The 22,131-nt window shown below is 63.3% G+C and carries 26 protein-coding genes, 1 tRNA gene and 3 pseudogenes; 5 read left to right on the top strand and 25 right to left on the bottom strand.

Annotated elements, in window-relative coordinates:
* Positions 1–299 precede the first annotated feature (299 nt).
* Positions 300–1,292, top strand: coding sequence for an ISL3 family transposase (locus tag C4901_RS13805; RefSeq protein ID WP_168185748.1), 993 nt, complete (start codon positions 300–302; stop codon positions 1,290–1,292).
* 34 nt (positions 1,293–1,326) lie between these two features.
* Positions 1,327–1,664: pseudogene (locus tag C4901_RS19565) on the top strand (transposase).
* 124 nt (positions 1,665–1,788) lie between these two features.
* On the opposite strand, the gene C4901_RS13820 reads toward C4901_RS19565, so the two are convergent.
* The 19 genes from C4901_RS13820 to C4901_RS13910 form a co-directional block, all read right to left on the bottom strand.
* Positions 1,789–1,864, bottom strand: a tRNA-Lys gene (locus C4901_RS13820).
* 37 nt (positions 1,865–1,901) lie between these two features.
* A complete protein-coding gene (gene queC / locus C4901_RS13825; protein WP_205736031.1) occupies positions 1,902–2,579 on the bottom strand; it encodes a 7-cyano-7-deazaguanine synthase QueC in 678 nt (225 codons plus the stop codon).
* Positions 2,569–3,213, bottom strand: a complete 645-nt coding sequence (gene queE / locus C4901_RS13830; protein ID WP_110137827.1) for a 7-carboxy-7-deazaguanine synthase QueE — start codon at positions 3,211–3,213, stop codon at positions 2,569–2,571. Before queE ends, queC begins: the two co-directional genes overlap by 11 nt.
* A 53-nt stretch (positions 3,214–3,266) precedes the next feature.
* Complete coding sequence (gene ybgF / locus C4901_RS13835; RefSeq protein WP_110137828.1) at positions 3,267–4,178, bottom strand: tol-pal system protein YbgF; 912 nt, start codon at positions 4,176–4,178, stop codon at positions 3,267–3,269.
* A gap of 5 nt (positions 4,179–4,183) precedes the next feature.
* Positions 4,184–4,798 (bottom strand): OmpA family protein, encoded by a 615-nt coding sequence (locus C4901_RS13840; RefSeq protein ID WP_110137829.1) that lies wholly within the window; start codon positions 4,796–4,798, stop codon positions 4,184–4,186.
* Positions 4,758–6,071 carry a Tol-Pal system beta propeller repeat protein TolB gene (gene tolB, locus C4901_RS13845; protein WP_110137830.1) on the bottom strand — a complete coding sequence of 438 codons (1,314 nt, stop codon included), beginning with the start codon at positions 6,069–6,071 and terminating at the stop codon, positions 4,758–4,760. The genes C4901_RS13840 and tolB overlap by 41 nt, the downstream gene beginning before the upstream one ends.
* Positions 6,068–6,997 carry a cell envelope integrity protein TolA gene (tolA, locus tag C4901_RS13850; RefSeq protein WP_110137831.1) on the bottom strand — a complete coding sequence of 310 codons (930 nt, stop codon included), beginning with the start codon at positions 6,995–6,997 and terminating at the stop codon, positions 6,068–6,070. Before tolA ends, tolB begins: the two co-directional genes overlap by 4 nt.
* 2 nt (positions 6,998–6,999) lie before the next feature.
* The gene (gene tolR / locus C4901_RS13855; RefSeq protein ID WP_110137832.1) at positions 7,000–7,413 is read right to left on the bottom strand and encodes a protein TolR; all 414 of its coding nucleotides are present in this window, start codon (positions 7,411–7,413) and stop codon (positions 7,000–7,002) included.
* Complete coding sequence (gene tolQ / locus C4901_RS13860) at positions 7,410–8,072, bottom strand: protein TolQ (RefSeq protein WP_110137833.1); 663 nt, start codon at positions 8,070–8,072, stop codon at positions 7,410–7,412. Before tolQ ends, tolR begins: the two co-directional genes overlap by 4 nt.
* Positions 8,073–8,125: 53 nt before the next feature.
* Positions 8,126–8,557: a tol-pal system-associated acyl-CoA thioesterase gene (gene ybgC, locus C4901_RS13865; protein ID WP_110137834.1), complete on the bottom strand. Its 432-nt coding sequence runs from the start codon at positions 8,555–8,557 to the stop codon at positions 8,126–8,128.
* Positions 8,554–9,570 (bottom strand): Holliday junction branch migration DNA helicase RuvB, encoded by a 1,017-nt coding sequence (ruvB, locus tag C4901_RS13870; protein ID WP_110137835.1) that lies wholly within the window; start codon positions 9,568–9,570, stop codon positions 8,554–8,556. Before ruvB ends, ybgC begins: the two co-directional genes overlap by 4 nt.
* Positions 9,567–10,136 carry a Holliday junction branch migration protein RuvA gene (gene ruvA / locus C4901_RS13875; protein WP_110137836.1) on the bottom strand — a complete coding sequence of 190 codons (570 nt, stop codon included), beginning with the start codon at positions 10,134–10,136 and terminating at the stop codon, positions 9,567–9,569. Before ruvA ends, ruvB begins: the two co-directional genes overlap by 4 nt.
* A complete protein-coding gene (gene ruvC, locus C4901_RS13880) occupies positions 10,133–10,630 on the bottom strand; it encodes a crossover junction endodeoxyribonuclease RuvC (RefSeq protein WP_110137837.1) in 498 nt (165 codons plus the stop codon). Before ruvC ends, ruvA begins: the two co-directional genes overlap by 4 nt.
* A 12-nt stretch (positions 10,631–10,642) precedes the next feature.
* Positions 10,643–11,374 carry a YebC/PmpR family DNA-binding transcriptional regulator gene (locus tag C4901_RS13885; protein WP_110137838.1) on the bottom strand — a complete coding sequence of 244 codons (732 nt, stop codon included), beginning with the start codon at positions 11,372–11,374 and terminating at the stop codon, positions 10,643–10,645.
* Positions 11,375–11,386: 12 nt separating this feature from the next.
* Positions 11,387–12,013, bottom strand: coding sequence for a triacylglycerol lipase (locus C4901_RS13890; protein WP_145960744.1), 627 nt, complete (start codon positions 12,011–12,013; stop codon positions 11,387–11,389).
* Positions 11,988–12,458 (bottom strand): dihydroneopterin triphosphate diphosphatase, encoded by a 471-nt coding sequence (gene nudB, locus C4901_RS13895; RefSeq protein WP_110137840.1) that lies wholly within the window; start codon positions 12,456–12,458, stop codon positions 11,988–11,990. The genes C4901_RS13890 and nudB overlap by 26 nt, the downstream gene beginning before the upstream one ends.
* 1 nt (position 12,459) lies before the next feature.
* Complete coding sequence (gene aspS / locus C4901_RS13900) at positions 12,460–14,229, bottom strand: aspartate--tRNA ligase (protein ID WP_110137841.1); 1,770 nt, start codon at positions 14,227–14,229, stop codon at positions 12,460–12,462.
* A gap of 6 nt (positions 14,230–14,235) precedes the next feature.
* Positions 14,236–14,877: a DUF502 domain-containing protein gene (locus tag C4901_RS13905; RefSeq protein ID WP_110137842.1), complete on the bottom strand. Its 642-nt coding sequence runs from the start codon at positions 14,875–14,877 to the stop codon at positions 14,236–14,238.
* On the bottom strand, positions 14,878–15,138 hold the full coding sequence (locus tag C4901_RS13910; RefSeq protein WP_110137843.1) for an FmdB family zinc ribbon protein: 261 nt from the start codon (positions 15,136–15,138) through the stop codon (positions 14,878–14,880).
* Positions 15,139–15,339: 201 nt separating this feature from the next.
* Between C4901_RS13910 and C4901_RS13915 the strand changes: the two genes are divergently transcribed.
* On the top strand, positions 15,340–15,678 hold the full coding sequence (locus C4901_RS13915) for an HU family DNA-binding protein (RefSeq protein ID WP_110137844.1): 339 nt from the start codon (positions 15,340–15,342) through the stop codon (positions 15,676–15,678).
* A gap of 160 nt (positions 15,679–15,838) precedes the next feature.
* Here C4901_RS13915 and C4901_RS13920 read toward each other — a convergent pair whose 3' ends face one another.
* A complete protein-coding gene (locus tag C4901_RS13920; protein WP_110137845.1) occupies positions 15,839–16,150 on the bottom strand; it encodes a hypothetical protein in 312 nt (103 codons plus the stop codon).
* Between the two features lie 294 nt (positions 16,151–16,444).
* Here C4901_RS13920 and C4901_RS13925 point away from each other — a divergent pair, with 294 nt between their 5' ends.
* Together C4901_RS13925 and C4901_RS13930 are read left to right on the top strand one after the other, a co-directional pair.
* Positions 16,445–17,329, top strand: a complete 885-nt coding sequence (locus C4901_RS13925; protein WP_110137846.1) for a fructosamine kinase family protein — start codon at positions 16,445–16,447, stop codon at positions 17,327–17,329.
* A 44-nt stretch (positions 17,330–17,373) separates the two neighbouring features.
* Positions 17,374–17,880, top strand: coding sequence for a CBS domain-containing protein (locus C4901_RS13930; protein WP_110137847.1), 507 nt, complete (start codon positions 17,374–17,376; stop codon positions 17,878–17,880).
* Positions 17,881–17,910: 30 nt separating this feature from the next.
* Here C4901_RS13930 and C4901_RS13935 read toward each other — a convergent pair.
* The 5 genes and pseudogenes from C4901_RS13935 to C4901_RS13955 all read right to left on the bottom strand — a co-directional run.
* A pseudogene (locus C4901_RS13935) lies at positions 17,911–18,472 on the bottom strand (transposase); the annotation flags it as partial.
* Between the two features lie 153 nt (positions 18,473–18,625).
* Positions 18,626–19,350: pseudogene (locus C4901_RS13940) on the bottom strand (IS4 family transposase); the annotation flags it as partial.
* Between the two features lie 209 nt (positions 19,351–19,559).
* A complete protein-coding gene (locus C4901_RS13945) occupies positions 19,560–20,729 on the bottom strand; it encodes a PilT/PilU family type 4a pilus ATPase (protein ID WP_110137849.1) in 1,170 nt (389 codons plus the stop codon).
* Positions 20,730–20,847: 118 nt separating this feature from the next.
* Positions 20,848–21,927: a glycerate kinase gene (locus C4901_RS13950; RefSeq protein ID WP_110137850.1), complete on the bottom strand. Its 1,080-nt coding sequence runs from the start codon at positions 21,925–21,927 to the stop codon at positions 20,848–20,850.
* On the bottom strand, positions 21,909–22,109 hold the full coding sequence (locus C4901_RS13955) for a DUF2905 family protein (RefSeq protein ID WP_168185750.1): 201 nt from the start codon (positions 22,107–22,109) through the stop codon (positions 21,909–21,911). The genes C4901_RS13950 and C4901_RS13955 overlap by 19 nt, the downstream gene beginning before the upstream one ends.
* Positions 22,110–22,131: the final 22 nt, after the last annotated feature.

Consider the following 22,131-nt stretch of genomic DNA (forward strand, 5'->3'; position numbering starts at 1 on the left):
ATCACCAAGCAGTACCAAGACGCCATACAGGAGGCTAGACGCCGAAATGGACGTAACGGTGGTGGACGTCCGCGTCATAACGATGAACGACTTGTCGCCAAAGCAAGAAAACTGATGGAGCGTGGACGAAGTCTACACGACGCGGCCGCAGCGGTCGGCATGAGTGGCGCCACCCTCTGGCGACGGCTGAAGCGATAATGTTTTGGTGGGTTGTTAGGGCAGGGTCTTCAGGCTTTCGTGTGGGTAAGGAGGGTATTGGGCTTGCATCAGGCGCCCCCGCAGGCAAGTATGGTACCCCTATGCGTGACACTGAACTGTACCAAAAGCTCTTGGGATTTACGGCGCCGTGGCGAGTCACGGCAGTGGCGGTACAAGAAGCCTCAAGGGATACGCCGCTGGGTGAGATTACGGTGCGCGTGGGGTGGCCGCCAGACGTGCCGCTACACTGCCCTGAGTGTGAGGCCGTGGTCCCCGGTTACGATACCCGTCCGCGACGCTGGCGTCATCTGAATACGATGCAATGGAAGACCTTCATCGAGGCTGACGTCCCGCGGGTCAACTGTCTGAAGTGTGGGGCCCAACAGATCCCGGTCGTCTGGGCCGAGGACGGGAGTCGCTTTACCGAACTCTTTGGAGCCTATGCCATTCAGGTGTTGCAAGCGGTGCGCAGCAAGGTGCAAGCCCAATGGCTGACGGCACTCTCCTGGGACCAGGTGGACCGGGTCATGGGCCGTGCAGTCACACGCGGCGTGGCACGGCGATCGTTGGAAGGGTTGCGCTACGCCGGCCTTGACGAGAAGAGCTTCGGCAAGGGTCACGATTACGTCTCGGTGCTGCACGACCTCGAGGGCCGACGAGTGCTTGAGGTGGTGCCCGAACGCACCCGGGAGGCCGCCAATACGCTCTGGACAGCGATTCCTGAGCCTCAACGCCTAGGGCTTTCCGCGGTGGCCATGGATATGTGGGTGCCTTATCTTGAAGCCACCCGCGTAGCGGCTCCGCAAGCCCTGATCGTACATGACAAGTTCCACTGCGCGAAGGAATTGAACAAGGCGGTTGATCTCGTGCGTCGGCGCGAGCACCGAGAACTCCAAGCCCAGGGCGAGGAGACGCTCACGAAGACCCGATATCTTTGGCTGAAGAACCCATTGAACTGGACAGATCGCCAGCGTGAGCGTTTCCAGACACTCAAAGTCGATGCGCTGAAAGTGGGCCGTGCCTGGGCCATCAAGGAGGCGTTCTCCGACTTCTGGGATTACCGGTATACCGGATCGGCCAGATCGCCAGCGTGAGCGTTTCCAGACACTCAAAGTCGATGCGCTGAAAGTGGGCCGTGCCTGGGCCATCAAGGAGGCGTTCTCCGACTTCTGGGATTACCGGTATACCGGATCGGCCCACAAGTTTTTCGACCGTTGGTACTTCTGGGCAACCCACTCGCGACTACCGCCCATCATGGCCGCCGCGAAGACTCTTAAGCGCCATCTGCCGGGGTTACTCGCCACCACGAAACATCGTTCCCCTACGCCGCCGCAGAGGGCATGAATGCCCAGATCCAACTCCTCAAAGCCAACGCCCGCGGCTATCGGAATTTCACCCAATATCGCATCGCGATTCTCTTCCATTGCGGGAAGCTTGACCTTTATCCAGCAGGGTGTCCGTCATGAGACTTTTATGGGCTACCCACACGAAACCCGGAAGAGCCTTAGGGCACTGCGCAAAAGGCTAGCCAATCTGCTAGCCAATTGTGTTTTTGTGAGGGGATACTAACTCCTAACTTGCTGTTTTATATGGTGGGCCGTGCTGGGTTCGAACCAGCGACCACCTGATTAAAAGTCAGATGCTCTACCGACTGAGCTAACGGCCCCAAAAGCCGGTCATTATTGTGATTGCCGCAACCCCTGTCAAATCACGATCGCCGGGTCCGGAACACCCGCCTCGGCAAAACCCTTGGCACGCAGGCGGCAGGCATCACAGGTCCCGCAGACCCGCCCGGCATCATTCGGGGCATAACACGAAAGGGTCAGCCCGTAATCGACGCCAAGGTCGAGGCCGGCGCGGATGATCTCGGCCTTCGTAAGACGCAACAAGGGCGCGCGGATATGAAATCGCCCCCCCTCGACACCGGCCCGGGTGGCAAGATTGGCGAGCGTCTCGAACGCCGCCAGATACTCTGGTCGGCAGTCGGGATAACCGGAGTAGTCGACGGCATTGACACCGATAAAGAGATCGCGGGCGCCGAGCACCTCGGCCCAGCCGAGGGCAACCGCCAGAAACACCGTGTTGCGGGCTGGTACATAGGTCACAGGAATACCGGTCGTAGGCGCCTGGGGTACGGCTAGCCCAAGGTCGGTCAGGGCCGACCCGCCAATAAAACCGACACCCAAGGTGGCAACCCTGTGCTCGTGGGCACCGCCTGCGACAGCGACCGAGGCGGCCGCCTTCAACTCACCCTTGTGGCGCTGCCCATAGTCGAACGACAGCGCGTGACACTGAAACCCCTGTTCGCGCGCAAGGGCCAGTGTCGTTGCCGAATCAAGGCCACCGGATAGTAGAACGACGGCCTTTTTGTCATCGGCCACGGACATCCCCCCACAAGACCTTGTGCAGCTGGATCTGAAAACGCACCGGGAGCCGGTCGCGCAATATCCAATCAGCGAGCTCGCGCGGCGCGAGGCCGTCATGGACCGGGGAGAACAGCACATCGCAGCGGCCGGCAAGGCCATACTGCTCCACGATCCCCCGCGACCACTCGTAGTCATCTGCGTTAGTGATCACGAACTTCACCTGATCAATGGCACGCAACCGCTCGATGTTCTCGTAGGCATTGCGTGCCGACTCCCCGGAACCCGGCGTCTTCAGATCGAGCACCACGGCCACCCGCGGATCGACGTCGTGCGTGGCCAGCGCCCCACTCGTCTCGAGCGAGACCTCATAACCCCGATCACAGAGCCCTTGTAACAGCGGCAAAACGGTGGGCTGCGCCAGCGGCTCGCCGCCGGTCACGGTCACGAAGCGCGGGGAGTAATGGCTCACTTCCTCAAGGATGCTCTCGACCGAGCGGCGCTCCCCTCCGTGAAAGGCATAGGTCGTATCGCAGTAACGACAGCGCAACGGACAGCCGGTAAGGCGCACAAACACCGTAGGCCAGCCGACGGTACGGGCCTCTCCCTGCAGGGAATAGAAGATTTCGGTGATACGGAGGTCCCGCAGCATGGACTTATTCTACCGCGACCCCATGCGCGATGCGATGATCGCCCCGGAATCCCTTATTTCTTTCCCTTGGTCCCGAGATTCGTCAGGGAATTGTGCGCAACCTGGGCCGCCATGGCCTTCGGGTATTGGGCGATCAGCGCCTTCCAGATGGTCCGTGCCTTGTTCGGGTGCCCCTGCCATTTGGCGATATAGCCCATCTTCAAAAGCGCGTTCGGCACCTTCCTGCTCTTTGGATACCGCGTCACAAGCGTCTTGAAGGCCTTCTCGGCATGGGGATAATCGCGCTCCACATAGTCCGTCTCCGCCACCCAATATTGGGCCTTGGCCGCCCGCTTGTCTTTTGGATAAGCCTGCAGGAAGGCCTGAAACGCGGCGACCGCGTGTCGGTAACGCCCGGTCCGCAAAAGATTGAAGGCCTTGTTGTACATCTCCTTGGCCGGCTTGTGCTGACTGCTCACGGCTGACCCCGCGCTGGTCGACGGCTGCGAACCGGCGGTCGATGCACTCGCCGGCGCGCCCTTGCCGGTTGCAGGCGGCGCGGCCGCGGCATTGTTGTCCGGAGGAATGACGACGATCCCCGCCCCGCCACCCGCGGCACCAGACCCCGGTACGGCCTGGGGCGCTGTCACAGCCGGCGGGCTCGGTGGCGCCCCCGGTGCGGCCTTCCCGGCCTGAAGATCGCGCAGTCGCCGATCAAAATGGCCAAAAAATGCCTGCTGCTGCTGACGCAGGCGACTAATTCTGTGGTTTTCGATCTCGACTTGATTCTCGATACTGCGAAGCTGCTCGCGTATCCCACGCAGCGTCTCCAGAAGACTCAGGAGGCCCGCTCGCGAGGACGGATTCGCCCCATTGGTGGGGATGGAGATGATGGGCGGTTCGCGGTCATGAGCGACAGCGGGGACCACAATGATCCCCGCCAACGCCAGCGCTGTCCCCCAAAGAACCCCGGACCGCGCGCCCATGAGGCCTACTTGCTAGCGAAATACTTGTAGTTGAAATAGACGCGGCGATTCTTGGCCCACGCCTGCGGATTGTGGCCCAGAGCCAGCGGGCGCGACTTCCCAAAGGAGATCGTCGCAAGCTGGCTACCGGACACGCCCAGGACCTCGAGCATGTGCTTTACGGCGTCGGCGCGGCGCCAGCCGAGCGCCATGTTGTACTGCGCCGTGCCACGCTCGTCGGTATTGCCTTCCAGGCGCACGCGCACGTTGGGATGAGCCTCGAGATAGCTGGCGTTCTCTTTTACGATCTTGCGGTTCGGGCCACTGATCGCCGAGCTATTGGTACGGAAATGCACCATGTGAGAAAAGCTGTTCAGGGTCGGGCCTTTATGGGCGCTGGCCATCCCAGCCCCCTGCATGCTGCTACCCTGCCCCGCGCCGCTTGCCTGGGTCATACCGCGCGATGCCGTGGCCGACGCCGCATGCGGCTTTACTGCCTCTTTGCCCGCGCAACCCGCCAGAGCGGCGAGCCCGACTGCGACGAGCATGCCTTTATTCATTTTCATTACACCACTCCTTTCCTTTAACCATTGATAGTAGTCACGGGTGACGAAATGGCGACCATGCAGGATCAGTGACATCCCCCCCTCTTAACCCTAGTATACGATGCCCGCGCCCGTTTAGTGAAACCGTGGCCAGAACCCTATGCCCCCCAACCACCGTGCTATAGAGTATTTCCTGCCCGTTTGGTGCAAACGTCGGGGATTCATCAAGGCTTGTGGCAGTCAGAATCTCCAGGGTCGAGTCCGCCAGCTCAAACACCGCTGCATGATACTGGCCCGCGCGTCGACTTACCAGCGTCAGCCATTTGCCATTGGGGGAAAACGACGCACCGGCATTGTAACGACCGCGGAAGGTCAGGCGCCGCTTATGGCCCCCATCGGCGGTCATTTCATAGATTTGAGGTCCACCGCTGCGGTTCGATGTAAACACGATATGGCCGCCGTGCGGTGACCAGGCAGGCTCGGTGTTGATGCTCGGGCCGAAGGTGAGTTGGCGCAGCCGTCCGGTCACCAGATTCATCACATAGATCTCGGGATACCCGGTCTTCGACAAGGACAACGCCAGGTGGGTGCCATCCGGAGCAAACGATGGCGCACCGTTCAGCCCATGAAAAGCGGCCACTCGTCGGATGTGTCCCGTGGCGACGTCCTGCACATACACGGCCGGCCAACCGGTCGCGAACGATACATAGGTCAGGCGCCGTCCATGGGGCGACCAGCGCGGCGACATGATGGGTTCATGCGAGCGCAGAATGACGTGCACCCCGTGCCCCTCGGCATCCGCCACCTCGAGCTTGTAGAGAAAATGGCCGGGCGGCCCGTCGGGATACATGGTAATGAACGCAATGCGTGTATTGAACACCCCGCGCACGCCCGTCCAATGCTGATAGACGATATTGGCGATGGCATTGCCTACGGCGCGCAGCTGACCGGGGGCCACGACATACCGCAGGGCCTTGAGCTGGGCCTCCTTATTGACGTCATAGAGCCGAAAGGCCACAGCGACGCGCCCATTCGGCTGTCTCTCGATATGCCCGATCAAAAGGCCCGCCGCCTTCAAAAGGCGCCAGTCATTGAAATGACCCTCGACCTGGCGGTCGTGGTGAGGTTTGGCCAGATAATCGCGGCTTGGCAGAACATCAAACCATCCGCTGCCATCGAGATCCTTGGCAATGACCACGGACGGCCGGAGGTTCTGGGGCCAAGCCTTCTCGCCCTTGAAAGGCACGATGGCGATCGGGAATTTTTGCCCGTAGCCGTGGTTGATGTGAATCGTGACGGCCCGTGCCGTAAGCGGCATGGTCGCCAATATGGTCAATAGAACTGCGAAACCCGATCCGAGACGATTCATGGCGAAGATCCCTTTGGTGCCGTAAAGACGAAAGTCAACGGGTTCAAGTACTGAAGCTTGGTTGCCGAGTGTGGGACCGGCAACGGTGCGGCATTATAGATCGCCGCAATCACGGAACGGTCGAACACGGAGTTACCGCTCCCCTGAACGATACGGGCGCTCACGACCTGCCCCCCGGCTATGAGCCGAACCCTTACGGTGCAGTGCAGCCCCTTGGATTGCGGAACGGCGACCCAGGCCGCACTCACTCGCGCCTCTATGAGCGCCTTGTAACGACTCACGACCCCTCGGGCCGCGGCGGCGGCCCGGGCGGCGGCCCTCTGCCGGGCACGCGCCGCCGCCTGCGCGACCTCGCGCTGCAATTTCGCGCGCGCACGCACGGCGGCCGCCCGTTCCTGCGCCTTCAGGCGCTTGTGGGCAGCCGCCCGCGCGGCTTGTTCGGCGCGGGCGCGGGCCTCGGCCTGCGCCCTGGCCTTAGCCTTGGCGAGCGCCTGGGCCCTGGCCACGGCCTGGGCCCTGGCCTCAGCTTGGGCCCTGGCCTCAGCTTGGGCCCTGGCCTCGGCCTTAGCCTTGGCGGCTGCCTGGGCACGGGCCACAGCCTGCGCCTTTGCGCGCGCCTCCCGTAGCGCCTTTTGGCGGGCGCGCTGGGCCGCGAGCTGGGCCTTGGACGGACCCTTGTGGACCGCGGGTCGGGGGGCCGGCGGGGCCACGCGCGGCTGCGGAATAGGTGGTGTGGGGCGAAGCGCCGGGCGGGGGCCGACCATAAAAGCGTGGATCACATGGGGACCGGTCTTTACGACATAGGAGGTATCGAGCTCGCTCCAACGAAAACTCACCACCAGAAACGCGATCACCGCCAGATGTACGAGCAGCGCATAGACGGCTGCGCGCGTGCGTCCCGGCGCTTCTCGGGTCCGGCCGGCCATGATCAGTGTCCGCGGGTCTTGGTCATAAGTCCCACGCTCGGGGCGCCGGCCTGCTGCAAAAGCACCATGGCCGCCACCACATCCTGATACGGCACGGCCCGGTCCCCGCGAATCAGGATCGGTGTATGCGGGCGCAGCCGCAAGAGGCGGCGCGTACGTTGCTCCAATGCCTTGGGTGTAACAGGATGCCCGTCAAGAAAGTACCGCCCGGCGGCATCGACCGTGACGATCAATACCGCGCGATGGGGATTGGGAATCGCGCGCGCCGCCGCCTGCGGAAGCTTGACCTTGACGCCGCGCTTCAATACCGGTGCCGTGATCATGAAGATCACGAGCAGCACGAGCATGACGTCGACATAGGGGACGACGTTGATCTGGCTCATGAGCCGGGTGCGCGGGCGGCGGTAACGTCTCATGTCGGGGCCTTGGCCACATACGCCTGACGCTGCAAGACGCTCGAGAACTCTTCCAGGAATATCTCATAACGCGATGCCAGGCGGTCCGTATCGTCGGCGTAACGGTTATAGGCAATGACCGCGGGGATTGCCGCGAAAAGCCCCATCGCGGTGGCGACCAGGGCCTCGGAGATGCCTGGGGCCACATGCGCCAGGGTCGCCTGCTGCATGTTCCCGAAGGACTGGAAGGCCGACATGATCCCCCACACCGTACCGAACAGGCCTATATAGGGGCTCGTGGAGCCCACGGTGGCAAGAAACGAGAGGTTGGTGGCCAAATAGTCTGTTTCGCGGGTCAGCGCCACGCGCATCGCCCGCTGCACCCCCTCGATGATGTCCATGGGCAATATGCCCTTTTGCTTTTCGAGTCGCGTGTACTCCCGAAAGCCCGCCACGAATACGCTGGCGTTCCCGGCGAGCTTATCCTCGTTGCGCGCGAGTTCCGCATACATATGATTCACATTCGCGCCGCGCCAGAAGGTGTCCTCGAAGCGCTCGGCATCCCGATAGGCCTTCTTCAGAATGAACCATTTCCGAAAGATCATCGTCCACGATATGACCGAGACGACGAGCAGAATCAACATCATGAGCTGCACGACAAGGCTTGCGTGGTCCACCATGGACCAGAGGGTTATCCCTTGATGGGAAGCGGCGACTCTCAAGATACTCTCCTTTACGGGGCGGATGCCTCCGCCAAAACCTGCATCAATTCACGAGGCAACCGGCGGGGCGCGAAGGTTCGCGCATCCACACAGACCACGCCCACCTCTCCCGCGCACACACATTCCGTTCCGCGCCAACAACCCTGCCGGAACGCAAGGCTTGCCCCGCGGATCGAGATCGGATCGGCCGTGACGCGCAGTACATCATCCAGGCGCGCCGGTGCCTGAAACCTGACGTCCACCGATCGTACCGCGAATAAGACATGCGCCTTCGATGCCAGTTCATGCGGTCCACCGACCCTCGCCCGCAACCATTCATTGCGCGCGCGCTCCATGAAGCGTAGGTAGTTCGCGTAATACACGACCCCCGCGGCATCCGTGTCCTCGTAGTACACCCGAAGTTCGATCGCGAACGCCTGGGACCGGGCTTCGGCGCCGCTCACGGGCCATCCCCGGGCGGCGTCGCCAACCCGAAGAGATGGTAAGCGCGGGGCGTGGCCATGCGCCCGCGCGGGGTGCGCATCAGATAACCCTTCTGGATGAGAAAGGGCTCGATCACGTCTTCGATCGTGCCGCGCTCCTCGCCGATGGCCGCCGCGAGATTATCGACTCCGACGGGACCACCCTGAAAAGTATCGGTCACCGCCCACAGCAGACGGCGGTCGAGACTATCCAGACCGCGATCATCGACGTCAAGCATCTTCAAGGCCTCCTTGGCGACGGTCTCGGTCAGAAGACCATCCCCGCGCACCTGGGCGAAGTCACGGGCACGCTTCAAAAGCCTGTTGGCGATACGCGGCGTGCCACGCGCGCACGAGGCCAGGGCGCGCACCCCGGCATCCTCGGCAGACATCCCAAGGAGACCCGCGGAGCGTGTCACGATGCGCGCCAGATCCTCCACCTCATAGAACTCGAGCCGCTCGACGATACCGAAGCGATCGCGCAGGGGAGAGGTCAGAAGCCCGGCGCGGGTGGTGGCGCCGATCAGTGTAAAGGGTGGCAGATTCAGTTTGATGGAGCGCGCCGCCGGGCCCTCGCCGATCAGGATATCGATCTCGAAATCCTCCATGGCCGGATAGAGCACCTCCTCGACCACCGGGCTCAAGCGGTGGATTTCATCGATGAACAAGACATCGTGGGCCTTCAGGTTGGTGAGCAGGGCGGCCAGATCGCCGGCCCGCTCCAGCACCGGACCCGAGGTCTGGCGCAAAGAGGCCCCCATCTCCGAGGCAATGATGTGCGCGAGGGTCGTCTTGCCAAGCCCCGGCGGACCAAAGAGCAGGACATGATCCAACGACTCCTGGCGGGCACGCGCAGCGGCCAGGAAGATCTCGAGCTTTTCCCGAAGACGCGCCTGGCCGATGTAATCGGCCAGGCGTTGCGGGCGCAGTCGGACTTCCTGCGCGCGCTCCTGCGTAGACCCGTCGAGCGAGACCAGCCGTTCGGTTTCGATCATCGCACCATTCCCCTGAGTGCCTCGCGGATCAGTGTCTCGCCCGAGGCCGCCGGCCCCGCAACCTTCTCGGCCCGCTCCACCGCGGCCTGCGCCTCGCGCTCATTGTAACCGAGCGTCTGCAATGCACAGACCGCCTCATCGCGGCGACTTGTCACCGTTCGTCCGCCAGACGGCACCTTTCCGCTCAGTTCCACGAGCAGGCGCTCGGCGGTCTTGCGGCCGATCCCTGGCACGCGCGTAAGCCGCGCCACGTTCCCGTCATGCACGCACGCCCCCAGTTCCTCGTCGGTGAGTCCCGACAGCAGCGCCAGGGCCACGCGGGGACCAACACCGTTGACCTTTAGGAGCAGCCGGAACCAGGCACGGCGCTCGGCCGTGAGAAATCCATACAGGAGGTGCGCGTCCTCGCGCACCAGGAGATGCGTATACAAGACCACTTCCCCGGCCGCCGGCAATTCGCCGAAGGTCGAGAGCGGAAGATCCACCTCATAGGCCACACCCTGGACCTCGAAAAGCACTTGAGGGGGGGCGCGCTCTATCACCATGCCGCGCAATCGGCCGATCATGGGGATATCGCCCGGATCCGCGACTGGAGACCCTGGCTCTCGTGCAGGTGGCAGAGGGCGCAGGCCAGGGCATCGGCGGCATCCGCCGAGGGCCGCGCCGACAGCCCCAACAAGGCGCGCATCATGTGCTGCACCTGACCCTTGTCGGCATGACCCACCCCCACCGTCGCCTTCTTGATCTGCAGGGCCGTGTACTCGTGGACATCGAGGCCGGCGCCGGCAAGGGCGACCAGCGCCGCCCCGCGCGCCTGACCAAGCTTCAGGGCGCTATCGGGATTGCGGGCAAAGAACACCCTCTCCACCGCGCATACATCCGGCCGATAGCGCTCGACCACCTCGGCGAGTCCGGAGAAGATCCGGTGCAGGCGTTCGGCCACGGTCCCGGATATCGAGACCACGACGCCGCAGGCCACATAGGCCGGCCGCCCCCCTTGATCGTCGACGATACCAAACCCCGTGCGCCGCGATCCGGGGTCCACACCCAAGACGCGCATCACGCGCCCCCCTTAAGCCGATTCCTCCATGAAGGCCGCATTGGTATAGACCGTCTGGACGTCATCAAGGTCCTCCAGCGCCTCCAGAAGCTTCATCACCCGCTCCGCATCCTCGCCGGCCAGCGCCACATCGGTCAGCGGCCGAATCACGGTTTCCGCCGAAGACGGCGTGAGGCCACGCTGCACGAGCCCTTCGCGGACGCTCATCACCTTGTCGGGCGCGGTCAGCACCTCGATCCCCTCGCCCGGCACCGCCGCAATATCGTCCGCGCCGGCGTCCAGCGCGGCCTCCAGCAAGGCCTCCTCGTCCCCATCCGGAAACATCAGCACGCCGCGCTTCTCGAACAGATAGGCGACCGACCCCTCCGTTCCCAGGTTCCCGCCGTGCTTGCTGAATGCATGCCGCACCTCGCCTGCGGTGCGATTGCGGTTGTCCGTGGTGCATGCCACCAGCACCGCGGCACCGGCCGGTCCGTAACCCTCGTACTGGATCTCCTCGTAATGGGCACCCTCCAGTTCGCCCGTGCCGCGCTTTATGGCCCGCTCGATATTGTCCTTGGGCATGTTTTGCCCCAACGCCCGATCGATCGCGAGCCGCAGCCGCGGGTTATGGGATACGTCGCCGCCGCCCACGCGTGCGGCAATCGTGATCTCGCGGATCAACTTCGTGAAGACCTTGCCGCGCTTGGCGTCCTGAACGCCCTTGCGAAACCGAATATTGGCCCATTTGCTATGCCCGGCCATACACTTATCCCCTTAATCCCCAAAGCGCCCGTATGCGAGATAGGTGCGGATGACGCGCGCGCTCAAACGACTCATGACGAGGCCCGCATGTGACAGCGGCAACGCTACCGCATCGCGTGCGCCCCGTAAACGGGTCTCGCATGCCCGAAGGACGCCATCGTGCGCCCCTCCCGCCAACAAACACCGCGCCAAACCGTATGGTTTGAGGCCGGTCACTACACCAAGCCGCGGTATCGCACCGAGCCGCAGGCCATGGACCAGGACCGGGGCCGCGATCCCGAACAATCCGCGCAAGGCGGGACAACGGTAGAGCCGCCGCGCCGCGCGGCTCCCCCGAAAGGGCGTGCCCAGAACCACGGCCCGCTCATAGGCCTGCGGATGATACCGACAAAAATCCGCGACGACGATGCCCCCGAGGCTGTAGCCGACGACATGATGGGCGCCGCTCGAGGCCATGAAACGCGCCAGCGCCTCACGCGCCGCCGGCAACGCCGTGGTGCGCGCGTCATACCGGTAGAGGATCGCCCGCAGACCCTGACGCCGCAGCCGCCAAGCCAGCAGCCAGAGCGCCGGCCGGCCAAACCACAAACCGGGCACCAGAACCACTTTTTCGTTACGAGGGCAGGAATCCCCGCTCACGACCCAGGACCTCCAGGGCCCAGCGGTTGCTCGCCGAGGTCACTCGCGCCACGGCCGCCGGCCACGCGAGCCATTCGTACTCCACATGCTCGACGGGCCGCAGCGCGACCGGCACCCGTTCCGGCAGCTCCAGCGAAAAGACGTGCTCGGTATTGTGTACGGTACCCGGACGATAGCGGTGCCGCCATTGCGGGAAGATCTCATAGCAGTGACTCACCCCCCAATCGCGCCAACCGGTCTCGGCCATAATGCCGGTCTCCTCAAAGAGCTCCCGGCAGGCCGTCACGAACCGGTCGTCCTCACACCACTCAAGACTGCCGGTCACAGACTGCCAGAACTCGACATGGTCGGCCCGGCGCAACAACAATACCTCGCCCGGGGTGGTAAAGATCACCACCAGGACCGATTCCGGTCGCTTGAAAGACGACGGCCCGCCGGCGGCCATATCAGGCCCGAGGGGCGGTACTCAAAAGCGCCAGGTCCGCGAGTTGCTGGGCGGAGACCGTCGACGGGGCCTCGGTCAGGGGGCAGGTCGCCTTCTGGGTCTTGGGAAAGGCAATGACATCGCGGATCGACTCGGCACCCGCCAGCAGCGCGCACAGACGATCGACCCCGAACGCGAGCCCGCCGTGAGGGGGCGCCCCGAAGCGCAAGGCGTCGAGCAGGAACCCGAATTTCTCGCGCGCCGTGGCGGCGTCGATCCCCAGCACCCCGAAGACCTGCTCCTGCAGCCGGGATTCGTGGATACGGATCGAGCCACCGCCCACCTCGGTGCCGTTAAGCACCAGATCATAGGCGCGTGCGCGTACCCGTCCCGGATCGGTCAGGAGATGGCTTAAGTCATCAGACCGCGGGGCGGTGAATGGATGATGCATGGCCTGAAAGCGCTTATGCTCCTCATCGTATTCGAGCAGGGGGAAATCCACCACCCATAGGAGTTGCCAGCCCCCCGCCACCAGTCCGCGATCGGACCCGACGCGCAGGCGCAAGGCGCCCATCGCCTCATTCACGACGCGCGCGCTATCAGCCCCGAAGAACAACAGGTCGCCCGCCTGCGCCTTCGTGCGCATCAGGATCTCGCGCACCACGGCACCGCCCAGGAATTTCAGGATCGGCGACTGCAGGCCGTTTTCCGCAAGCGGATCATTCACCTTGATGTAGGCAAGCCCCTTGGCGCCATATCCCGCCACGAATGCCGCATAGTCGTCCAACGCCTTGCGTGACAGATCCGCCCCGCCCGGTACGCGCATGGCCACGACCCGCGCCTTCGGATCCTGGGCGGCGGCGGCAAACACCTTGAATTCAACCTCGCGCACAAGATCCGATATTTCCACAAACTGAAGAGGGTTGCGAAGATCCGGCTTGTCGCTGCCAAAGCGGTGCTGCGCCTCGTCAAACGTGAGCCGCGGCAGGGGTGTCGGGATATCCACCCCGATCGTCTCGCGAAACACGGCCTTGACGAGTCCCTCCATGAGATCGAGGATGGCCTGCTCGTCGAGAAACGAGGTCTCGATATCAAGCTGCGTAAACTCCGGCTGGCGGTCGGCGCGCAGGTCCTCGTCGCGGAAACACCGTGTCACCTGATAGTAGCGCTCGAAGCCCGCCACCATCAGTATCTGTTTGAAGAGCTGCGGCGACTGCGGCAGTGCAAAAAAGTGCCCCGGGTGGGTACGGCTCGGCACGAGATAGTCGCGCGCGCCTTCCGGGGTGGAGCGTGTCAACATGGGGGTCTCGATCTCGAGGAAATCGTGATCCTCGAGATAGCGGCGCGCGGCGCGAATCAGGCGATGGCGCAGATGGAAATTGTCGCGCATGGCCGCGCGCCGCAGGTCAAGGTAGCGATACTTGAGACGCACGGCCTCGCCGATGTCGGGCTCGTCCAGCGGAAACGGCAAGGCATCGGCGGTATTCAGGACCACAAGCCCGGTGGCGTCGATTTCGAAGGCCCCGGTGGGCAGTGCCGAATTCTCGGTCCCCGCCGGACGTCGCCGCAAGATCCCGCTAACCTCGAGCACGTATTCGCTGCGCAACTCCTCGGCGCGCGCAAACACCTCCGGGCGGGCGGGATCGAAGACCACCTGGACTAGGCCGCCGCGGTCACGTAGATCCACGAACAGGATGCCGCCATGATCGCGCCGGCGCTGCGCCCAGCCGCAGACCACCACCGCCGCGCCGGCTCCGAGCGCAGGCAATTCTCGACTCAAATGTGTACGCATAGGACCCTAGGCCGTCGCCCTCTTGGACGCCGGGGCGGCGTCCTTCCTCGGAAGGCCGGGAACGACCATACCCATGGAGAGGATCATGCGCAAGCCCTCGTCGACACTCATGCGCAACTCCACGATGTCCTTTTTCGGGACCATGAGAAAGAAGCCCGAGGTGGGATTGGGGGTCGCGGGCACGAACACGCTTACGAGGTCGGTACCCAGCAGGGCGGCGGCCTCGGGCAGGCCCTCGCCGGTCAGGAACGCGAGCGTCCAGCTCCCGGGGTGCGGATAGGGCACGAGAACGACGGTGCGAAACGAGTTCCCGGTCCCGGACATGAGCGACTCCAGGAGCTGCTTCACGCTCGAATACACGGATCGCACCAAGGGGATGCGCGCAAGCAGCGCTTCACCTGCCGCCAGCAGCCACTGACCTATGACATTGGCGGCCACCACCCCGGTCGCGATGACCGCGACCAACACGAGCAGTATGCCAAGGCCCGGGATGTCACGGCCCAGCCAGTGCCCCGGCTGCATGTCGGCCGGCAACACCCCGAGCAGACGATTGGCGAAATCGATGAGCGATTCGACCGCCAGGAACGTGACCCCGAGCGGCACCCAAACGAGCAGGCCGGCCGTCAGATACCGCCGAAACCGCCCCATTTAATGGCAGCCGCAGCCGCCTCCCGCGCACGCCGCCGCCGGGGCCTCGTCTTTGGCCTTGTCATCGCCCTTGGCCTTGCCCTTATCGCGAAAGTCCGTCGCATACCACCCCGACCCCTTCAGCTGAAAGCCCGGCGCCGAAATGCGCTTTTTCAGGGCCGGCTTGTGACAGGCCGGGCACTCGGTAGCCAGTTCCCCTATCTTTTGCATAATCTCGGCATGCTGGCCGCAGGCATCACACACATACTCGTAGATCGGCATAAAACCTCGCAAAAACCGTTAGCCCAACGCCCGTGATATGGGGCCGGAGGCGGAAGAAATCAACGGCGATAGTATAGCGAAAACCGCGGCATCCGGCACGTCATAGGCGCAAACCCGGGAAAAACACGCAAAACGCCTTTCCCTTGGGATTTTTTATGCTAAGTTAACGGCGTTGTTCCCAAACCATCAAATAGGACACCCATGGCAACGAAAAACAAGGCCCCAAGCAAAAAAGCGACCAAGAAACCGATGTCGAAGTCGGAGCTCTTGTCCCACTTGGCGGACAAAACGAACCTGAAGCGCAAGGAGGTCAGTGCGGTATTCGACGAACTGGTCACCGTCATAAGGCGCGATATCAAGGGGGGACCGGGGGTATTCAACTTGGCGGGCCTCATGAAGATCAAGGTGGTCCGCAAGCCGGCCACGCGCGCGCGCAAGGGGATCAATCCCTTCACGAAGGAGGAGATGGTCTTCAAGGCCAAACCCGCGCGCAATGTGATCAAAATCCAGCCGCTGAAGACCCTGAAGGGGATTTTCTAAAGCCCGGAGGGCGGCGAGGACGGACGGCGCCCATGCCGCCCGTCCTCGCTCTCGGGGGAGCGGCGGTCGTTTCGCCCTGCCCCGACCGGCCAGGGAAGATCGCGCCACGCGGCGGGGCGATGGCCATCGTGCGCCCGAAGCTTGCCCCGACACACAAATCTCACCTATCCACGTCACACGCCCCGTCGGCCTCATCCATATCGCGAATCGCGGCATCGCTTGCCACCTCCACCGTCACCGAACGAACATGCCGCAGGGTGCGGGATACAAACCGCACCGCCGCACTCAGATCCCTCCACGAACGCGGCTTGCCATTGCGGTTCAAGAGGAGGGCCCCCTGGTTCGTCCCCTGCGGCTCGATGAGCATGCGATACCAGATCCCACCCCGCTGCCGTATCGGCACCAGGCGCACGGTTATGGGAATCTTGCTCTTCCCGAGCCAAACGAGATCGGAATGTTGTGTGGTGAGCATTTACGACGAACGACCTCTCCTTGAGGGTTGGGCTGCGCCAAAACATCGTTTTGCCACACAAACCGCGCGTTTGCCATGCTCGACAACGACTTCCATGATGCCTGCCGCCAACATTGGATGTTTGGTATACGCACTACGCAACGTTGGTATAATCCCGTGCGCGGCGGGAGGCGTAGCACAAGCGGCGAACAGGCTTACCATGGGCTCAGTGGGGTCGGGCCATTGAATATCAAGCCCAAGGCCGTAAGATAGGGACCGAGCACGAGGATAGAGAGCGAAACGCCGGGAGTCGTCATGGTTAGTTGGGGTGCCATAGCCCAGCAAATATCGCAGGTGACAGGCAAGCCCTTCATGGCGCGCGTGGTCCGCGAGGCGCATGTATCGGCCCTGAATCACACGACGATACTAAGCGACGACACGGAGTCGTACTTCGTCAAACACAATGCTCCGGGCTTTATCGAGATGTTTCGCGCCGAGGCCCTGGGGCTCCATGAAATTGCCAACACCCTCACCGTGCGCGTCGCCCGACCGGTCTGCTGGGGCGCCACCGACGAGATCTCCTATCTTGTCCTGAACCATTTCGATCTGTCCGCGCGTACCCAGTCGGATGATATCGAGCTGGGTCATACGCTGGCGGCCCTGCATGCCCGCCACTCGCCCTACTTCGGCTGGTACCGTGACAACACCATAGGGACCACGCCGCAGATCAACACGCCGCACGCCGACTGGGCGGCGTTTTTTCGTGACCGCCGCATCCTTTTTCAGCTCGACCTCGCCCGCGAGAACGGCCACGATGGCGTCCTTCAGGAGCTTGGCCACAAAGTGGTCGAGGTGATACCGATACTGCTGGAGAACCACAAACCGACCCCGAGCCTCCTCCACGGAGATCTCTGGTCGGGCAATTGTCTCGCCAACGACGAGCGCCCCATCGTCTTCGATCCGGCGGTGTATTATGGGGACCGAGAGGCCGACCTCGCCATGACCGAGCTCTTTGGCGGGTTTTCTCCGGAGTTCTATGCGGCCTATGACGAGGCCGCTCCGCTCGAGAACGGATACCAAGTGCGCAAAACGCTCTACAATCTGTACCATGTACTGAACCACCTGAACCTCGCGGGTGGGGGCTATCTGGGTCAGGCGCAACGCATGATGGCGCAGCTGCTGGCCGAGATCGGGCATTAACCAACCACCTTCCCGGAAGACCCGGGTGGGTACGGAGAGGCGCCATGTTAGTCAAAGACGTAATGACCACCAATGTTCGGACCGCCCGTGGCGATACGCGTATTCGCGACGTGGCGATTTTGATGTGCTTTCACCGCATCAGCGGCCTGCCAGTCGTGAACGACGACGGCGCGATCGTCGGTGTGATTTCCGAAAAGGATGTCTTGCGGGCCATGTACCCCAAGGTCGACGAGGCCTTGCGACTCGCCCAGACGCCGCACTTCGAGGAATTGGAGGCCGAGTACCGCGACGTACTGAACCTGCATGTCGACAGCCTCATGAGCAAGCGCGTGTTCACGGTGGCCCCAACGGACCCGATACTGCGCGCGGTATCGGTCATGTTCGCGCACAAGATCCGCCGCATCCCGGTCGCCGACCATGGTCGCCTCGTGGGCATCCTCAGCATCGGGGACGTCCACAAAGCGATCTTCAAGGAGACCTTCGATCGCGAGTTCGGTTACGAGAATGCGCAGCTCGGCGACGTCCAGGACAAACGGCTCGTGTCCCCTTAACCGGAATGGCACTTACTTAAGCCCGTAGCACTACAAATGCCCATATCTGCGTACTTGTTCACGGGCCTCGGCGCGAGGCATTTTCAGCCAGGGATAAGGCTTGGGCCTTCGTTTTCGCGCCCGTGGTTCGATTCGTCCGGGCCGATTGCCGACGGTGAGTTGTGCGATGAGCCGGAACAAGGTGTCCGGATCAGCGCCCAGATCGACACGGTGCGTGGTCCATTCGGTCCACAACTGCACGGTATGCTTGAAACTCAGTTGCCGCGGATGAACGCTGGCATCGAGTGCCGCTTGCGCCATCAGCAGACGGATCAGGTTGTAGGCGAGCAGATGCACCCACAGCTCCTTCTCGACCATCCGCGGCGTGAGGCAGCGCAGGACGTCGACGCCGAGCGTGGTTTTGATGTTGCGCAGGTCCAGCTCCACGTTCCAGCGTTGCGCGTACAACCGGTCGAGGGCGTTTTTTCTGACCTGGCGCGGATTGAGCAGCGTAGTGACCAGGATTTGGCCGTCCACCATGACTTCCCGTACCGTCAATGCGTCGGGAAATTCCGCGTATTGCTCTGCGCTCATCCACTCGGGCCGGGTCTTCGATTTCGTCCAGCGGACGAGGTGATCGCGGGCCCCAAGCGAGACGCCACGCCGAGATTTGGCCGTCCACCATGACTTCCCGTACCGTCAATGCGTCGGGAAATTCCGCGTATTGCTCTGCGCTCATCCACTCGGGCCGGGTCTTCGATTTCGTCCAGCGGACGAGGTGATCGCGGGCCCCAAGCGAGACGCCACGCCGAAAGTCCGTATGGCGCGCGCCGTTCTGTTCAAACAGCACGTCCACACCGGCTGCCAGCATGGTCGCGACCAAGAAGTAGTTGCAGTAGAGCGCATCGGCGAGCATCACATCGCCCGGGGAGAAGGCGGCGCCGAGCGTGCGCAAAAGCCCCAACTCGCTGTTGCCTTTGCCGGCCTGCGGGCCGATCGCCGCATCGATCACGGCGCCGGTCGCGAGACAAATCACCCCCACGACACGCGCCAATGGAAAGCCGACCCCGCGGCCTGGCTGCTCGGCTGCGGATAGCAGGCCTGGTTCTCCGGCGTATCGGGCATCGAGATCCCGGTGCCGTCCACGAGCTTCACGTGCCGTCCGCGCCAGCGCCAACCCGCCTTCGCCCGCGCGCTTATGAGTTCACCGACGGCCTGCGTCAGGCCGGTCACCATGGGCACCGGCAAGCGTTCCCGTGCCTTGCAGTAGGCGCCTGTTCGGACGCTCTGGACGCTCAAGCCCTCGGCGCGGCGTTGCGCCGCCCAGCCGTTGACCGCCTTCTGGCACGAGCCATCGGCATCCAGCGCCTGGCGCATGAACATTGACAGCGCCACCGTCGGCGGGTACAGCCGCTCGCGATGCTCCGGCAGGTGCGCCTCCGTCACTTTGAGCAACTCAGGGCCGGTAAGGAGGTTGAAAAAGCCGACCGCATCGACCCGCTGTGCGCGTCGGCTAATCTGCTGTCGATGTTGCTTGGAATGAAACTTGGCATTACGCTCTCTCAAGGTTGGCCTCGGGGTTGGTCCGGTGGATGCCTGGTAACAGACATCGTACCAATCCCGGTCAACCTACCTCATAACTTTCAAACGCTTAGCCCCGCGCGCTCAAGTCGCTGCGGCTTAAGTAAGTGCCATTCCCCTTAACCGGCCTCGGTCAGCGTGGAGGGGGGTTCGGGGTCGGCCATCACACGAAATTCCGGAGATCCCTGGGCAGCCCCCGGGGCGCCCTTTCCACGCAGCTTTATGGCAAGCCGCAGCTCGTTGACGGAATCGGCATTGCGCAGCGCATCCTCATAGCTGATGGCGCCATTCTCGTAGAGGTCGAACAACGCCTGATCGAAGGTCTGCATGCCCTGCTCGCGTGACTTCGCCATCGCCTCCTTCAAGGAATGGACCTCGCCCTTGAAGATCAGATCCGCCACCAAGGGCGTATTGAGCAAGACCTCGACTGCCGCCGCGCGCCCCTGTCCGTCGGCGCGCGGGATGAGCCGCTGGGAGACGATGGCGCGCGCATTCAACGACAAGTCCATCAACAACTGATTGCGCCGTTCCTCGGGGAAAAAATTCACGATCCGGTCCAGGGCCTGATTGGCGCTGTTGGCGTGCAGGGTGGCCATGCACAGGTGCCCGGTCTCGGCAAAGGCGATTGCGTATTCCATCGTCTCGCGATCCCGGATCTCGCCGATCAAAATCACATCCGGGGCCTGGCGCAGCGTGTTCTTCAACGCCGCGAACCAGTTATGCGTGTCAGCCCCGACCTCGCGATGGGTAATGAGACAGTTCTTGTGGCGGTGCACATACTCCACGGGGTCTTCGATGGTGATGATATGACCGTGGGAGTGTTCATTGCGGTAATCGATCATCGCCGCAAGCGAGGTCGATTTCCCGGAACCGGTGCCGCCGACCAGGATCACGAGGCCGCGCTTTGTAAGACACACATCACGCAACACCGCGGGAAGCTTCAGGTCATCAAACGCCGGAATCTTGCTGGTGATCGTCCGCAACACCAGCCCCACATGCCCCTGCTGAACGAATACGTTGACACGAAACCGGCCGATGTCGGGCGGGCTTATGGCGAAATTGCATTCCTTTTCGGCCTCGAATTCCTGGCGCTGCTTGTCGTTCATGATGGCGTGGGCGAACGCCTTGGTGTGGATCGGCGTGAGGCGCTGCTGGCCGGCCGGCGTCATCTTGCCGTCGAGCTTTATGGCGGGCGGGAAATCGACGGATAAAAACAGATCGGAGGCCTTCTTGTTCAACATAAAACGCAATAGGCCGTGCAGGCTGGCGGTGGCTTGTTCGGGTGTCATGACATCCTCACTTCATTCCAAGAAACGATGCGCGCAAGCCGGACTGCGAGTCGTCGGGAACGACTGCCCGGCCCTCGTTTAAGCGTAGTCGCAAAGCCCGGGAAGGAAAGGGGCGGGTTCAGGCGCCAAGCAGGGCCGCTACCGCAGTCGTCAAGGCCGAGGCCGCGGATCGGCCGGGCGGCAGGCTCGCGCAGCGCGCGAACTGTCCGGCAAGGGGCGTAAATGAGTCGTCGATCCGCCCGCATACGAGGTACACCGGCCGGCCGAAGCGGCGCGCATGGGCCGCCACCAGCTGCGGCCCCTTCCCGTAAACCGTCTGGGCATCGCACGCCCCCTCGCCGGTCAAGACCAGGCCCGCGGTCTCGATGGCCGCGGACAGGCCGGTCAGACGCGCGATCATGGCGGCACCGGGAACCAGACGTGCGCCGAGCAGCGCGCACGCGAAACCGAGGCCACCCGCCGCCCCGCTTCCGGGGCGCTCCCGGACAGAGGCCGCGAACGCCGACTCCAGACGATCGGCGGCATGGCGCAGGCGGCGGTCGATGTCGGCGAGCAGCGCCGGCGTAGCGCCCTTCTGCGCGGCAAACAATACGGCCCCCGAGGGACCGGCGAGGCCGTTTACGACATCCGTCAAAACGAACAGCCGGGTATGCGCCAACCGACGATCGAGGCCCGTGACGTCCACGCCGCCTATCCGGTCCAGGACCTCGAGGTCGGGGTGCCCGAGACCCGCGAAACGCACCCCCAGCGCCGCCAGCAGTCCGACACCGGCGTCGCATGTGGCGCTACCCCCGAGGCCGAGGTAGATGGTACGCGCCCCGCCATCAAGGACATGGCGCACAAGCCGGCCCAGCCCTTCCGTGGAACGTGCCACGAATGGACAACGAGTCCCGGAAAGACCGATCACCTGCGCGCTTTCGATGAGAGCCACCGCCCCCTGGCGGCGCGCGATCAACCCGAAGGGCACCGCGCGCCTATGACCGCAGCTGTCCGGGACATCGAAAAACCGTATATCGGCCTTCAGCGCGCGCGCCAGGACCTCAAGGGTCCCGTCGCCGCCATCGGGCATGGGCTGCAGCCGCACCGGGCGCCCCGGACAGGCCTGGGCCACACCGCGGGCCATGGCGCGCGCCGCCTCAAGGGGCGACAAGGTCCCCTTGAAGGCGTTGGGGGCCACCACTACCGGCGTGTAATCCACAGCAAAAGACTAAAGACCACACTCAAAAGCAGTGACACGGCCCACAGGACATGGATACGGATATCGCCTACACGCAGCACCAAGTCCCCGGGCAGCCGTTGCCATGGCAGGCGACGGCGCGCCTCCCATGCCAGACCCGCGATGATCAGAACGATACCCAAGACGACCAGCAGTCGTGCCACAAGCCGCCTCCGCGACGGAACG

This window comes from Acidiferrobacter sp. SPIII_3, from assembly GCF_003184265.1.
GTDB lineage: Bacteria > Pseudomonadota > Gammaproteobacteria > Acidiferrobacterales > Acidiferrobacteraceae > Acidiferrobacter.